Annotated in this window: 15 protein-coding genes; 6 read left to right on the plus strand and 9 right to left on the minus strand. The window is 74.5% G+C overall.

Features of this window, described 5'->3' with window-relative positions:
- Position 1: 1 nt before the first annotated feature.
- Positions 2–241, minus strand: a complete 240-nt coding sequence (locus tag O7613_RS11680; protein WP_281588822.1) for a winged helix-turn-helix domain-containing protein — start codon at positions 239–241, stop codon at positions 2–4.
- Positions 242–516: 275 nt separating this feature from the next.
- Here O7613_RS11680 and O7613_RS11685 point away from each other — a divergent pair, with 275 nt between their 5' ends.
- Complete coding sequence (locus tag O7613_RS11685) at positions 517–795, plus strand: DivIVA domain-containing protein (protein WP_282293799.1); 279 nt, start codon at positions 517–519, stop codon at positions 793–795.
- Between the two features lie 2 nt (positions 796–797).
- Entirely contained in the window at positions 798–1,112 is a 315-nt protein-coding gene (locus tag O7613_RS11690; protein WP_282293801.1) for a hypothetical protein, read from the plus strand.
- On the opposite strand, the gene O7613_RS11695 is transcribed toward O7613_RS11690, so the two are convergent.
- The 3 genes from O7613_RS11695 to O7613_RS11705 all read right to left on the minus strand — a co-directional run bounded on the left by O7613_RS11695 (position 1,040) and on the right by O7613_RS11705 (position 4,429).
- On the minus strand, positions 1,040–1,585 hold the full coding sequence (locus O7613_RS11695; RefSeq protein ID WP_282293803.1) for a hypothetical protein: 546 nt from the start codon (positions 1,583–1,585) through the stop codon (positions 1,040–1,042). The two genes, O7613_RS11690 and O7613_RS11695, sit on opposite strands and share 73 nt — an antisense overlap.
- A gap of 23 nt (positions 1,586–1,608) precedes the next feature.
- Entirely contained in the window at positions 1,609–2,283 is a 675-nt protein-coding gene (locus tag O7613_RS11700) for a hypothetical protein (RefSeq protein ID WP_282293805.1), read from the minus strand.
- Positions 2,284–2,638: 355 nt separating this feature from the next.
- Positions 2,639–4,429 carry an ABC transporter ATP-binding protein gene (locus tag O7613_RS11705; protein ID WP_282293807.1) on the minus strand — a complete coding sequence of 597 codons (1,791 nt, stop codon included), beginning with the start codon at positions 4,427–4,429 and terminating at the stop codon, positions 2,639–2,641.
- A gap of 78 nt (positions 4,430–4,507) precedes the next feature.
- Between O7613_RS11705 and O7613_RS11710 the strand changes: the two genes are divergently transcribed.
- Positions 4,508–4,927, plus strand: coding sequence for a MarR family transcriptional regulator (locus O7613_RS11710; protein WP_281588811.1), 420 nt, complete (start codon positions 4,508–4,510; stop codon positions 4,925–4,927).
- A 4-nt stretch (positions 4,928–4,931) separates the two neighbouring features.
- On the opposite strand, the gene O7613_RS11715 is transcribed toward O7613_RS11710, so the two are convergent.
- Genes O7613_RS11715 through O7613_RS11725 form a run of 3 tightly spaced genes read right to left on the minus strand, consistent with a single transcriptional unit; the run spans position 4,932 to position 7,323 of the window.
- The gene (locus O7613_RS11715) at positions 4,932–5,768 is read right to left on the minus strand and encodes an SMP-30/gluconolactonase/LRE family protein (RefSeq protein WP_282293811.1); all 837 of its coding nucleotides are present in this window, start codon (positions 5,766–5,768) and stop codon (positions 4,932–4,934) included.
- Positions 5,765–6,976, minus strand: coding sequence for an RNA polymerase sigma factor (locus O7613_RS11720; RefSeq protein ID WP_282293813.1), 1,212 nt, complete (start codon positions 6,974–6,976; stop codon positions 5,765–5,767). Before O7613_RS11720 ends, O7613_RS11715 begins: the two co-directional genes overlap by 4 nt.
- Entirely contained in the window at positions 6,973–7,323 is a 351-nt protein-coding gene (locus O7613_RS11725) for a YciI family protein (protein ID WP_281588804.1), read from the minus strand. The genes O7613_RS11720 and O7613_RS11725 overlap by 4 nt, the downstream gene beginning before the upstream one ends.
- Positions 7,324–7,459: 136 nt before the next feature.
- On the opposite strand from O7613_RS11725, the gene O7613_RS11730 reads away from it, so the two are divergent.
- The 3 genes from O7613_RS11730 (at position 7,460) to O7613_RS11740 (ending at position 10,365) form a co-directional block, all read left to right on the plus strand.
- Positions 7,460–8,770 (plus strand): FAD-dependent oxidoreductase, encoded by a 1,311-nt coding sequence (locus O7613_RS11730; RefSeq protein WP_282293815.1) that lies wholly within the window; start codon positions 7,460–7,462, stop codon positions 8,768–8,770.
- A gap of 126 nt (positions 8,771–8,896) precedes the next feature.
- Positions 8,897–9,643, plus strand: a complete 747-nt coding sequence (locus tag O7613_RS11735) for a lysozyme (protein ID WP_282293817.1) — start codon at positions 8,897–8,899, stop codon at positions 9,641–9,643.
- A 68-nt stretch (positions 9,644–9,711) separates the two neighbouring features.
- Positions 9,712–10,365 carry a peptidoglycan recognition family protein gene (locus O7613_RS11740; RefSeq protein WP_282293819.1) on the plus strand — a complete coding sequence of 218 codons (654 nt, stop codon included), beginning with the start codon at positions 9,712–9,714 and terminating at the stop codon, positions 10,363–10,365.
- Between the two features lie 97 nt (positions 10,366–10,462).
- Here the strand turns inward: O7613_RS11740 and O7613_RS11745 are convergent, their stop codons facing one another.
- Positions 10,463–12,688 (minus strand): MMPL family transporter, encoded by a 2,226-nt coding sequence (locus tag O7613_RS11745; RefSeq protein WP_282293821.1) that lies wholly within the window; start codon positions 12,686–12,688, stop codon positions 10,463–10,465.
- Positions 12,688–13,401 carry a DUF2993 domain-containing protein gene (locus tag O7613_RS11750; RefSeq protein ID WP_282293823.1) on the minus strand — a complete coding sequence of 238 codons (714 nt, stop codon included), beginning with the start codon at positions 13,399–13,401 and terminating at the stop codon, positions 12,688–12,690. The genes O7613_RS11745 and O7613_RS11750 overlap by 1 nt, the downstream gene beginning before the upstream one ends.
- Between the last annotated feature and the right edge of the window lie 30 nt (positions 13,402–13,431).

A 13,431-nucleotide genomic window follows, 5' to 3' on the forward strand; every position in this document is an offset into this window, starting at 1 on the left:
TCTACGGCTCGCGCATCCACGTCTTCGGGTCGGTGACGAAGACGCCCTTGCCCTGCTGACGCCGGATCACGCGCAGCGCTTCCAGCCGGGCATAGGCCATCTGGACCGTTCCGTGGCTGACGCGGTAGTTCTCGCGCAGCTCAACGATCGAGGGCAGCTTGTCCCCCGGCTTCAGCTTGTTCGACCTGACATCGGCGATCACGTCATCGGCGATGCGCCAGTAATCCGGCACTTCTCGCATAGCACTCCTCGCGTGGCGATCCGATTCGATCACACCGCGACGCGCCTAACAAGCAGCGTTGACTCATCTGACATGTCTAGATATGTTGGACCGGAGCCGCTCCTCGCGTGGCAACGAGTTCGGCTCATTCCCCCGGTCGGGGCGGGTGCGCGTGCCCGTCCCGGCCCACCGGAACGCTCTGTCTCCGATCGCCGCTGCCCTTTGGGTGCGCTTGTTGTCGCCAGGGCAACCACAAGTGCACCCAAAGGCGCGGACGCAACCGCGAAAGGACCGACGTGACCGAGGTGTTTCGCTCCGGCCAGCTCTACGGAACCGGCCTGCCGGCCCGGATGACGCCGCGCGAGGCGCGGACCCGCGCGTTCGATCCGCGTCGTCGTGGCGTCGACCCCGAGCAGGTACGCGCGTTCCAGACCGAGGTCGCCGACGAGCTGACCGACCTGCACCGGCAGATCCGCCGGTTGACCGTGGAGAACGAGCGGCTGAAGCGGGCGCTGCGCGACTGGCAGGCCATGCACGCCCGCGAGTGCCGCCCACCGAACCAGGGCCACTGGTAGCGGTGCTCCCACAACCGGGTGACCTGCTGCGGATCGACGGCCGCGCCTCGGTGCAGTTCGGCGGCGACCGCGCCCTGACGTTCCGGGTCGTGTCGGTCGGCCCCGAGCTGACCCACCTCGGCTGGCTCTGGTTGACCGGCTACGTCGTCGACCGTCGTGGCCTCGCCACCGCCAAGCGGGAGGTCTTCGTCCAGCTCGCCGGGCTGCGTCCCGCGGCGGCGCCGGCGTACCCCCGGCGTGCGGCTCAGTGCCGCGTGCAGGCGAACAGCGTCGAGGCGTCCTCCTCGGTGGGATCCAACCGTCGGGCCGGAAGGTAGGCGGACAGGTCCCGGAAGTCGGCGATGGCGTTGTGGACGCACACCGTGAGCGCGCCGTCGAGCAGGTCGCGGGCGGTCTGCGCGTCGGGCGCCGTCACGTCCGCCAGCAGCGGGCTCCAGACGTCGAGCGCGAACACCACGTGGCAGGCGCGCCGGTCGGCCGTGACGACGCAGTAGTAGCGCCCGCCCTCGGCGAGCCGGTTCCTGATGTTCGCCCACTCCATCGCCTCGGCCGTGTCGGTCACGTCCGCGCCTGGAGCGCAGGCCATCCGGAACAGCCAGCGGGTCGGTTCCCCCGGCGCCACCCCGCTGTGGACGAGCACGAGCGCGCCGCCGTGGAAGATGACGAAGCCCCGCACGTCCGGGTTGTGGCTCAGGAAGTCCGGAGTCCACACCCGGTCGTACCGCCGCTCGGCGAGGGACTTCAGGAACTCGAGGGTCCGGTCGGCGGCCTGGCGAGCTTCCACGCCCATATGTTCAGTCCCTTCCCGTATGTTCAGTCCCTTCCCGCGCCCGGCTCGGCGGGCGGCGGTGTGTCGGCGGCGTCCACCGGTACGGCGAGCCAGCGGAACCGGCCGTTGCGTCCGGGGAGTTCGGTGAAGTCGCGCCAGCCGAGCCGGTAGTCGCCGGTGAGGTGGCGCCGGTTCGGCTGGAAGTAGCGCCCGTCGACGCCCCACTTGAGGATGCCGGCGAGGCGGCGGCCCTCGTGGAGCCGGAACTCGCGGTCCCGGGTCGGCCGGTCGACGGCGGGGGCCTGCCACAGCCCGTGGGCGTTCGTGAGCAGGAGGGCGAGGCCGTTGGTCCGCGCCGGGCCGGCGCGGACGAAGCGTTCCAGCCGTTCGATGTCGAAGACGAAGTTGCGTCGGGCCACGTCGGCGGCGGCGTGACTGCGCAGGGCGTACGCCTCGTCGGTGTGCGAGTCGACGCCGTTGAACCGGGCGGTGAAGTACTTGAACTCGATCGCCGTCCGGCCGGCCGGGCCGTGGCAGAGCAGGTCCAGGTGTTCGTCCTGCTCCTGCCGCACCTCCAGGCGGACGCGGAGGCCCGCGTCGAGGCGGCGCACGGTCCAGGCGAACGCGTGTTGGAAGTCGGCCTCGGAGTGGAACAGGGACCGCTCGGCGCGCAGCTCCGCCATGACGCTCGTGACAGGTACGGCTCCGGCGATCAGCATGCACACCCCACAGTGACGACCGCAGCCGCTGGCGGCGCCCCACCGGCCGAGGGGTTGCGGAGCCTCACGCTACGAAGCGCGACCTAGCGGAATCAAGACATCACCGTCCGATGGCGTCCGGTTTGGACGGTCGGTCCCGTGGACGGGACCGACCGCATGAGAACGTTAACAGGCCCGCCACCGAGTCCCACCGATCGGACTACGCGACACGTCGTCCGATCGGCTGCCCGCTCCGGGCGGCTTCCGTTGTGAGGTTGGAGCGCGGATCGTCGCGCACGACGACCCGTACACCCCATCACGGCATCGGGAGGCGGGGGCGGTGGGGTGGGGTGGGGTGGGGTGGGGTGGGGGGCGGTCAGCCGAGCAGGGTGGCGTAGCGGCCCTGGTGGTCCAGCAGCGAATCGTGGGTGCCGGACTCGACGATTCGGCCGTGGTCGAGGACGGCGATGCGGTCGGCGTCGCGGACCGTGGAGAGGCGGTGCGCGATGGTCACCACGGTGCGGCCCCGGGCCAGCTCGTCGAGCGCCCGCTGCACCGCGCGTTCGGTCTCCGTGTCGAGCGCGCTCGTCGCCTCGTCCAGCACCAGGATCCGCGGGTCGCGCAGCAGCGTCCGGGCGATGGCCAGGCGTTGCTGCTCACCACCGGAGAAGCGGTGGCCGCGGGAGCCGACCATGGTGTCGTACCCGTCGGGCAGCGCGGCGATCAGGTCGTGGATGCGGGCGGCGCGGGCGGCGGCCTCGATGTCGGCGTCGGTGGCGTCGGGGCGGGCGTACCGCAGGTTGTCGCGCACGGTGGCGTGCAGCAGGTAGGTCTCCTGGCTGACCACGCCCACGACGGCGGCCAGGTCGGCCAGGCGCATGTCGCGCAGGTCGACGCCGTCGACGGTGATCCGGCCGGCGTCCGGGTCGTGCAGCCGGCTGATCAGGGCGGCGAGGGTGCTCTTCCCGGAGCCGGTCTCGCCGACCAGGGCGAGGCTGGTGCCGGCGGGGACGTCCAGGCTGACGCCGGCCAGCGCGGCGGTGTCGCTGCCCGGGTAGCTGAAGGTGACGTCCTCGACGCGCAGGTGGCCGCGGACCGTGGCCGGGTCGAGCGCCGCCGGGCGGGACGGTTCGGCGACCTCCACCGGCAGGTCGAGGTATTCGAAGATGCGGGCGAACAGCGCGAGCGAGGCGGTCAGCGTGACGCCCACGTTGAGCAGGCCCATCAGCGGGCGGAACAGGTTGGCCTGGAGCGCGGTGAAGGCGACGAGCGTGCCGATGGTGAGGGTGCCGGCGGTGCCGGGCAGGCCGGCGCCCAGGTAGATCACCGCGGGGATGGCGGCGAAGACGATCGTCATGGCGGCCATCCGCCAGCGGCCGGCCAGCTCGGAGCGCAGCTCCAGGTCGACCAGGCGGGCCGAGGAGGCGGTGAACCGGTCGACGAGCGCCGCGCCGGTGCCGAGCGTCTTGGCCAGGCGTACGCCGCTCACCGACAGCCCCTCCTCGATGGTGACGGTGAGGTCGGCCAGTTCGCGCTGGCGGCGGGCGGTGATCTCCCGGCGGAGCCGGGCGACGCGGCGGGTGAGCCAGAGCGCGGGCGGCAGCACGACGAGCGAGACGAGCGTGAGTCGCCAGCTCAGCGCCAGCATGGCGACGGTGGTGGCGACGACCGTGGTGAGGTTCGCGGCGATCGAGGTGGCGGTGGAGGTGACCACCGACTGCATGCCGCCGATGTCGTTGGTGATGCGCGACTGCACCTCGCCGGTGCGGGTGCGCACGAAGAAGCCGATCGACTGCCGCTGGAGGTGGGCGAAGACGTCGGTGCGCAGGCGGTGCATGACCTCCTGGCCGACCCGGGTGGAGATCCAGGTCTGGGCGACGCCGAGCACGGCGGTCACGGCGGCCACCGCGATCATGGCCGCGACCAGCCAGGCCAGCAGCGTCAGGTCACGCTCGGGCAGGGCCCGGTCGATCACGGTACGCAGGAGGAACGGCGAGGCCATCGCGATGATCGAGGACGCCACGATGATCGCCACCACGGCGGCGAGCGGGCGTCGGTGTGCGGTGAAGAGGCCGCCGATGCGGCGCAGCGACACGTCGCGGGCCTGGGCCTTCTCGGCGGGGGACACGGTTCGGCCGCCACCGCGGCCGTCGGGGGTGTGATCCAAGGGGGTTCTCCTCTGTCGGGTAATGCTGAGGTTACCTCATCATGAGGGAACAACAGGACCTGCTGCTACCGTATTCCCGTGACCGGCAGCGACGAGGAGAGCCTGGCCGAGACGTTCTGGGCGGTGACCCGGCGGCTGCGCCACCAGGCCAAGCGCGCGCTGGAGCCGTGGGAGATCAGCCCCGGGCAGGCGCGGGCGCTCGGCGTGCTCATGCGGCACGGCGCGTTGCGGCCCGGCGCGCTCGCCGAGCACCTGCGCATCGCGCCCCGCTCGGCCACCGAGGTGGTCGACGGCCTCCAGGAACGCGGCCTGGTCGAGCGGCGGCCCGACCTCGGCGACCGGCGGGCCACGCTCGTCGCCCCCACCGCCGAGGGCGACCGGGTCGGCGCCGCCATCCAGGCCGCCCGGGCCACCGAGGCGGAACGGTTCTTCGCCGCCCTCGACGCGAGCGACCAGGCGGAACTGTCCCGGATCCTGCGCCGGCTGCGCGACGGTTAGGCGCTCAGGCGACGCCCGGGACCGGCACCCGGACGGTCAGCACGGTGCCGGTCCGCGGCCCGCCGGCCAGCGCGCCCGGGTCCCACCGCATGGTGACCAGGTGCAGCGTGCGCCCGTCCGGACCGCCGAGGGCACAGGCGAAGCAGCCCCGGTCCAGCTCGATCCGGTCGAGCACCTCGCCGCCCTCGGCCACCCGCACGGCGCACTGGTTCGGCACGTCGCCGTACCAGACCGCGCCGGCGGCGTCGAGGCAGATGCCGTCCGGCGCGGAGTCGGCCACCGCCGCCCAGACCCGCCGCCCGCCGAGCGTCCCGTCGGCGGCGACGTCGAACGCGGTGAGCTGCCCCGCGTACGACTCGGCGACGATCAGCGTCCGCCCGTCCGGGGTGAGCGCCATGCCGTTCGGGAAGGCCAGGTCGCCGGCGACCAGCCGGACTGCGCCTTCCGGCGTGACCAGGGCCACCGAGCCGGGCGCGAACGTCCCGCCCGGGAAGTCGAAACCGATCGTGTTGACGTACGCGCTGCCCCGCGCGTCGACCACCACCTCGTTCCACGGGTGCGGGTCGAGCGCGGCCAGGTCGGCGTGGACGGTCAGGGCGCCGTCCGGTTCCCGGCGCAGCAGCCGCCCGTCCCGGCCGGCGACCACCAGCAGCCGCCCGTCGGGCAGCCGGTCGAAGCAGATCGGCAGGCCGTCGACCCGGACGACCACCTCGGTCCGCCCCTCGGCGTCCACGGCCAGCACCTCACCGGCGCCCCAGTCGGCCAGCCAGAGCCGGCCGTCGAGCCAGCGGGGCGACTCCCCGAACGCCAGGCCGTCGACGAGCAGTTCCGGTGTGTTCACGTGGTCTCCCTCGATCGGTCGCGCCGGCGGCGCAGGAACTCCCGCTCCGCCTCGTTGCCGGTGCCGGCGATCGCCGCGTCGTACGCCGCCCGCGCCTCGACCGGCCGGTCCAGGCGGCGCAGCAGGTCGGCCCGGACCGCGTGCCACGGGTGGTATCCGCGCAGGTCCAGCCGGTCCACCTCGACAAGCGCGGCGGCCGGTCCGCGTACCTCGGCCAGCGCGACCGCCCGGTTCAACGCCACCACCGGGCCCGGCGCGCAGACCAGCAGTTGGTCGTAGAGGGCGAGGATCTGGGCCCAGTCGGTGGCGACGGCGGTGGCCGCGTCGACGTGCACCGCGTTGATCGCGGCCTGGATCTGGTACGGGCCGGGCCGGTTGCGCCGCAGGCAGCGCCGGACGAGGTCCTGCCCCTCGACGACGAGCGCCCGGTCCCACCGGCCGCGGTCCTGCTCGGACAGCGACACCGCCACCTGGTCCGGCCCGGTCCGGGCGGTCCGTCGCGACTCGGTGAGCAGCATCAGCGCGAGCAGCCCGAGCGCCTCCGGCTCGTCCGGCATCAACGCCACCAGCAGCCGACCTAGCCGGATCGCCTCGGCGCCCAGCTCGACCCGACCCAACCGCTCCCCCGCGCTCGCCGTGTGCCCCTCGTTGAAGATCAGATACACCACGGCCAGCACCCCGCGCAGCCGGTCCGGCAGGTCGGCGTCGCGGGGCACCCGGTACGGGATCCCGGCGTCCCGGATCTTCGCCTTGGCCCGGACCAGGCGCTGCGCCATGGTCCGCTCCGGCACCAGGAAGGCCCGGGCGATCTCGGCGGTGCTCAGGCCGCCGAGCAGCCGCAGCGTCAACGCCACCCGGGCGTTGGCCCCGAGGGCCGGGTGGCAGCAGGTGAAGATCAGGCGCAGCCGCTCGTCGGGCACGGGCCCCTCCTCGGCGGGTGGGTCGGCGGCGTACAGCCGGGCGGCCTCGGCGTGCCGCGCGGCCCGGGTGGACTCGCGGCGCAGCCGGTCGATCGCCCGGTTCCGGGCGGTGGTGACGATCCAGCCGGCCGGGCTGAGCGGCGGACCGTCGACGGCCCACCGCCGCGCCGCGACCGCGAACGCCTCCTGGACCGCCTCCTCGGCGAGGTCGATGTCGCCGAGGAGGCGGACCAGGGTGGCGACCACGCGGCCGTACTCGGCCCGGAAGACCCGTTCGACCTCGGTCATCCCTCGCCCTGGAACGGGCGCACCTCGATCGGCAACGTGGTGGCGCGGGCGTACCGGCGGCCCCAGTCCAGCGCCGCGTCCAGGTCCGGGGCGCGGATGACGGTGACGCCGCCCAGGTATTCCTTGCCCTCGACGAACGGCCCGTCGGTGACCAGCACCTCGTCGCCGGCCGGGCGCAGCACGGTGGCGGTGTCCGGCGCGTGCAGCCCGTCGCCGAACACCCAGCAGCCGGCCTCCCGCAGGTCCCGCCCGATGGCCTCGACCTCGCGCATCACCCCGGCCAGGAACTCCGGGTCCGGCCGGTCCACGCCGGTGGGCTGGTACATGCTGATCAGGTACTGCTTCACGGGTTCCTCCTCGTCGCCGCCGGCGCCCCCGGCGCCGCCCTCCACCTTCACACGAACGGCGGACGCCGGTTTCGACACGCCGGGCGTACGGGATTTCGGTGGGGATCGGGTATGCCGGGCCGTGCGCGGTGGCCGGGTGATCGTGGTGGGGGCGGGGTTCTCCGGGCTCGCCTGCGCGCTCGCGCTGCACGCCGCCGACGTCGACGTGCTGCTCGTGGAGGCCCGGGACCGGGTGGGCGGCCGGACGCTGAGCCGCCCGCTGCCCGACGGCGGCTGGCTCGACCTCGGCGCGCAGTGGATCGGCCCCACCCAGGACCGGATGTACGCGCTCGTCGCCGCGTACGGCCTGGCGACCTTTCCATCGGCGGCGCACGGCGCGCCGACGCTGCTCCTGGACGGGCGGCGGGTCACCGAGCCGCCGGCCGGCCTGGCCGGGCTGCTCGGCACGCTCGACGAGCTGGCGGCCGGGCTCGACCCGGCCGCGCCGTGGCGGGCCGCCGGGGCGGCGGAGTGGGACGGGACCACGCTCGGCGGCTGGCTCGCCGCCACCGCGCCCGACCCGGTCACCGCCCGCTACGCCGGGCGCCTGCTCGCCGGTGGGCTGCTGGCCGTCTCGCCGGCCGAGGTGTCGCTGCTGCACCTGCTGTTCTACCTGCGCAGCGGCGGCGGCGCCGACGCGCTGCTCGGCATGGCCGGCGGCGCCCAGCAGGACCGGATCGTCGGCGGACCGGCCGCGCTGGCGCAGCGGATGGCCGACGCGCTGCCGCCCGCGCGGCTACGCCTCGACGCCCCGGTCGACGCCGTGGCGCAGGACCGCGACGGCGTGCGGGTCCGGGCCGGCGACGAGACGCACCGGGGCGACGCGGTGGTGGTCGCGCTGGCACCGGCCCTGGCCGGCCGGATCCGGTACGACCCGCCGCTGCCGGCGCTGCGCGACGGCCTGACCCAGCGGATGCCGATGGGCGCCGCGCTGAAGGTGCACGCGCTCTACCCGGAGCCGTTCTGGCGCACCGCCGGCCGCTCCGGGGTGGCCACCACGGACACCGGGCCGCTCACCGAGACGGTGGACAACTCGATGCCCGGACTGCCCGGCGGGGTGCTCACCGCGTTCAGCTACGGCGCGCAGGCCCGGGCGTTGCGCCGGCTGCCGGACGCCGCGCGCCGGTCCGCGCTGCGGGACGCGCTCGGCGCGCTCCTCGGCCCGGCCGCCGCCGACCCCGAGAACCTGATCGAGTACGACTGGTCGGCCGATCCGTGGACCCGGGGCTGCTTCGGCGGCGTCCTGACGCCCGGCTCGTGGCGCGACTTCGGGCCGGAGCTGCGGGCGCCGGTGGGCCGGGTGCACTGGGCCGGGACGGAGACCGCGACCCGGTGGAGCGGCTATCTGGAGGGCGCGGTGACGGCCGGCGAGCGCGCCGCCGCCGAGGTGCTCGCCGCACTCGGCTGAGCCCTGAAATTCAGAGAGAATCTTCGATACGTCTATTGAAAAGTTTCTCCGTCCTGTGTCCTAATGTCGACAGATCCTTTCGTCATACTCCCGCCGCCAGCAGGCGGCAACCCCCCGGGAGGAAAGATGCACCGTCTCCTGCGATCGGCGTTGCGCACCACCGGCGCCGCCGTGCTAGCCACCGTCACCGCCGCCGCGGCGGCCCTCACCGGCGCGGCCCCCGCCCACGCCGCGCCGGCCGGACTACCAGGCATGGACGTCTCCAGCTACCAGGGCAACGTGAACTGGTCCGCCGCGTGGGCCAACGGCGCCCGGTTCGCGTACGTCAAGGCGACCGAGGGCACCTACTACACCAACCCGTACTTCGCCCAGCAGTACAACGGCTCCTACAACGTCGGGATGATCCGCGGGGCCTACCACTTCGCCCGCCCCGACACCACCACCGGCGCCACCCAGGCCAACTACTTCGTCGACCACGGCGGCGGCTGGTCCAAGGACGGCAAGACGCTGCCCGGCGCGCTGGACATCGAGTACAACCCGTACGGCGCCACCTGCTACGGGCTCAGCCAGGCGTCCATGCGGAGCTGGATCGCCTCGTTCGTCAACCAGTACCACGCCCGCACCGGCAGGTGGGCCACCATCTACACCACCACCGACTGGTGGAGCACCTGCACCGGCAACACGTCGCAGTTCGCGGCGAACAATCCGCTGTGGATCGCCCGCTACGCCAGCGGCGTCGGCACGCTGCCGGCCGGCTGGGGCACGTACTCCTTCTGGCAGTGGTCCTCCGCCGGCACCTTCCCCGGCGACCAGAACGTCTGGAACGGCAGCCTGGACCGGCTCCGGGTGCTGGCCTGCAACGGCGCCTGCTGACCCGTCCCGGCGGGGCGGGCCGTGACCGCCCGTCCCGCCGTCGTGTCCGTACCCACGAGGAGGCCCCGATGTCCGTTCCACTCCCCCGGCGGTCCGTGCTGCGCGGCGCGGTCCTGCTCGGCGCCGGCGCGCTCACCCAGGCCGGCGGCGCGGCGCGGGCCGCCGCGGCCCGGGTCGACCAGCCGACCATCGCCAACTGCGCGACCTGGGGCGCCCGCCCGCCGTCGTCGCCGGTGAGCGTGGTGTCCAGCCGCCCCAACAAGATCATCATTCACCACACGGCGTTCCCCAACACGACCGACTACAGCCTCGCCCAGGCGTACCGGAACTCCCGCGACATCCAGGACCTGCACATGGACTCCAACGGGTGGCTCGACTCCGGCCAGCACTTCACCAACAGCCGGGGCGGCCACCTGACCGAAGGCCGGCACGGCAGCCTCTACGGGCTGCTGCACGGGCAGTCGATGGTGCAGGGCGCGCACTGCGTCGGGCAGAACAGCCAGGCCATCGGCATCGAGAACGACGGCATCTACGTCGACGTGCAGCCGCCGCAGGCGCTCTGGGACAGCCTGGTCTGGTTCTGCGCGTTCACCTGCCAGCAGTACGGCATCGCGCCCACCGAGATCTACGGCCATCGCGACTTCGCCTCGACGCAGTGCCCGGGCCTGCTGCACGACCGGCTGCCCGAGCTACGCCGCACCGTCGCCACCCGCCTCGGTTGAGGTGTAAGGCGGGGCCCCCGCTTAACGCATTCGGTAGAGGAAGGGGCCCCGCTTAACACCACGGAACCGGCGCACCCAGCGTCCCGCGTACGCGCCGTCAGCCGACCGGCACCGGCGGCGTCCGCTCGGCCGCCCGGCGCCGTCGGGCGGGCCGCCACCAGTTCGCCCGGCCGAGCAGTGCCATGGTGGCCGGCACCAGCAGCCCGCGGACCACTGTGGCGTCGACCGCGACCGCGACCGCCATGCCGAGGCCGAACATCTTGATCACCGGATCATCCTGGAGCACGAAGCCGGCGAAGACGGTCACCATGATGAGCGCGGCCGAGGTGATCACCTGGCCGGTGCCGGCCAGCCCCTCACGGACCGCCACGAGGTTGTCGCCGGTGGCCCGCCAGGACTCCTGCACGGCGGTCAACAGGAACACCTCGTAGTCCATGGAGAGGCCGAAGAGCAACGCGAACAACATCATCGGCAGGTAGCTCTCCACCGGCACCGGGCCGGACAGTCCGGTCAGCCCGGCGCCCCAGCCCCAGGCGAAGACCGCGGTCAGCACGCCGTACGCGGCCCCGATCGACACCAGATTCATCACCGCCGCCTTGACCGCGACGACCGGCGCCCGGAACGCCGCGTACAGCAGCACCGTGGCCAACCCGACCACCACCGCGATGACCCAGGGCATCCGCTCCCCCACCCGGTCGGCGAGGTCGACCCGGGTGGCGGTCGCGCCACCCACGTGCACGGCCACCCCGGGCGGGCCGACGGTCCGCAGCGTCCGCACCAGCCCGGCGGTCGCCGGGTCGCCCGGCGCGGTCCGGGGGTACGCGGTGAGCACCGCGACCCGCCCGCCGTCGGCGAGCCGGACCGGGGCGACCCGGGCGACGCCGGCCGTGCCGGCCACCCGGGCGGACAGCTCGCCCACCCGGGCGTCGGCGCCCGATGCGGCCGGCGGCTCCAGTTCGGCGACCACGGTCAGCGGTCCGTTCACGCCCGGCCCGAACCCGGCCGCGAGGCGGTCGTAGCTGGTCCGGCCGGCCGTGCCGACCGGGCTGTCCCCCGGGTCGACCTGACCCAGCCGCAGGTCGAGGGCGGGCGCGGCGAGCACGCCGAGCAGCAGCAGCGCGAGGATCGCCCAGCGCCACGGCCGGCGGGTGACCCGGTCCGCCTGCCGGGCCCAGCCGGTCAGCCGCCGCTCCCCGGTCCCGCCGCCGCTCGCCGTGGCGGCACCGCCGCCGGTCGCCGTGGCGGGGCCGGGCGCGGCGGGTGATGCCGGGGCCGGGGGTCGGCGGCGGATCCGCAGCCGGTCGAGCCGGTGCCCGAGCAGGGTCAGCAACGCCGGCAACAGGGTCACCGCGCCGGCCACCGCGGCGACCACCACCAGGCCGGTGGTCCAGCCGAGCGTGCCCAGGATCGGTACGCCGGCCACGGCCAGCCCACCGAGGGCGACCACCACGGTCCCGCCGGCGAACACGACCGCGCTGCCCGAGCCGGCGACGCTGCGGGCCACCGCCTCGGGCACCGGCACCCCCTCGGCCAGCAACCGGCGGTGCCGGGTGACCAGGAACAGCGCGTAGTCGATGCCGACGCCGAGACCGACCATGGTGGCGAGCGTCCCGGCCACCGACGGCACCGCCGCCAGGTGCCCGGCCAACCCCACCGCGCTGACCGCGCACGCGAGCGTGACGAGCGCGGTGACAAGTGGCACCGCCGCGGCGACCAGGCCACCGAAGGCGAGCAGCAGCACCAGCGCGGCGACCGCCAGGCCGAGCAGCTCGCTGTCCCGGGAGCCGCCGCGTTCGGCCGCCGAGGCGAGCACCCCTCCGGGGGTGACCTCGATGCCGGCCGCCCCGGCGGGCGCCGCCGCGTCCGTGACCGCGCGGGCGAGCGCCTTGTCCACCTGCCGCGGCGACACGTCGAGCCGTACGGTCAGCCAGCCGGTGCGCCCGTCGGGGCTGAGCGTGCCCGCGGCGGCGTCCACCCCGTCCACGTCTGTCACGTGGGGCACCCCGGCGATCTCCCGGATTGCCCGCGCGAGCGCGTCCTGCCGGGCCGGGTCGTCGAGCCGGCCGCCGTCGGCGTACAGCACGAGCTGGCCGTCCGTGCCGTCGCCCGACCCGGCCCGGCCGAGCAGGTCCCGGGCCTGCTGGGCGTCGCTGCCGGGCAGCGCCACGTCGTTGTCGACCGGCCGGCCGAGCACCGCCGCGGCGCCGACGAGCGCGACCGCGAGGAGCAGCCATCCCGCCAGCGCCGTGCGGGGGCGGCGGGCGCAGAACCGGCCCAGCCCGCCCAGGGCGCGGTGCACCAGATTTCCGTCGTCGACCCGCATCATGCTCCTCCGCAGCGTGCGCCGGTGCGGCCACCGCCCGCCGGCAGGGTGAGATCGTGTCCATCGACCCGGACGAGGAGCCCGTCGGCGGTCGCCGTCACCGACCGGTAGGACAGGCCGGTTGGCAGGGCCGGTAGGTCGCGCCCCAGGTCGGGGCCCCCGCCGAGCCGGTCGAGCAGTTTGCCGGCCGGACGTCGGATCCCGAACACCTCCACCTCGCTCGGGGTGAAGGTGAGCCGCCCACCGGTCAACGTCGGTCGGACCAGCAACGTGACCGGCACTGTCGACATCTGCGTCTCGACGCCGAGCAGCCCGTCGGCGTAGCGGTAACGCAACGTCCGTCCCGCCGCCTCGGTGGGCAGCGCCGCGTAGCCGACGAGCACCTCCACCGCCGCGGCGCCGATCCGCGCCGGCCCGTCACCGGACCGGACGTTCCGCAGGTCGGCGTCGGCACGGGCGACCCGCAGCCCACCGGCCCGGGCGTCGGTCACGCCGACCCGGAGCCGGTCCAGCCGGCCGCCGAGCACCTGCGGCAGCACCGGGAAACCGGACAGCTCCACCGAGGGCCGGGGCACCCCGGCCGCACAGGCGAGCCGGTCGGCGAGCCGCCCGGCGACGAGCCGGGCCGCCACCCGGTCGGCGACCACCGCCGCCACGACGAGGAACAGGACCGCCGTTCCGGCCAGCAGCCGGCGGCGGGTGAATTTCCGCATGTCCCGAGCACACCAGCGCCGGCTGGGCGT

The organism is Micromonospora sp. WMMD975, assembly GCF_029581215.1.
In the GTDB taxonomy this organism is placed as follows: Bacteria; Actinomycetota; Actinomycetes; order Mycobacteriales; family Micromonosporaceae; genus Micromonospora.

Excerpts from the sequence above, each read along its gene's own strand:
- O7613_RS11680 (WP_281588822.1), bottom strand. The coding sequence starts at position 241 with ATGCGAGAAGTGCCGGATTACTGGCGCATCGCCGATGACGTGATCGCC.
- O7613_RS11750 (WP_282293823.1), bottom strand. The coding sequence starts at position 13,401 with ATGCGGAAATTCACCCGCCGCCGGCTGCTGGCCGGAACGGCGGTCCTG.
- O7613_RS11740 (WP_282293819.1), top strand. The coding sequence starts at position 9,712 with ATGTCCGTTCCACTCCCCCGGCGGTCCGTGCTGCGCGGCGCGGTCCTG.
- O7613_RS11745 (WP_282293821.1), bottom strand. The coding sequence starts at position 12,688 with ATGCGGGTCGACGACGGAAATCTGGTGCACCGCGCCCTGGGCGGGCTG.
- O7613_RS11695 (WP_282293803.1), bottom strand. The coding sequence starts at position 1,585 with ATGGGCGTGGAAGCTCGCCAGGCCGCCGACCGGACCCTCGAGTTCCTG.
- O7613_RS11735 (WP_282293817.1), top strand. The coding sequence starts at position 8,897 with ATGCACCGTCTCCTGCGATCGGCGTTGCGCACCACCGGCGCCGCCGTG.
- O7613_RS11720 (WP_282293813.1), bottom strand. The coding sequence starts at position 6,976 with ATGACCGAGGTCGAACGGGTCTTCCGGGCCGAGTACGGCCGCGTGGTC.
- O7613_RS11700 (WP_282293805.1), bottom strand. The coding sequence starts at position 2,283 with ATGCTGATCGCCGGAGCCGTACCTGTCACGAGCGTCATGGCGGAGCTG.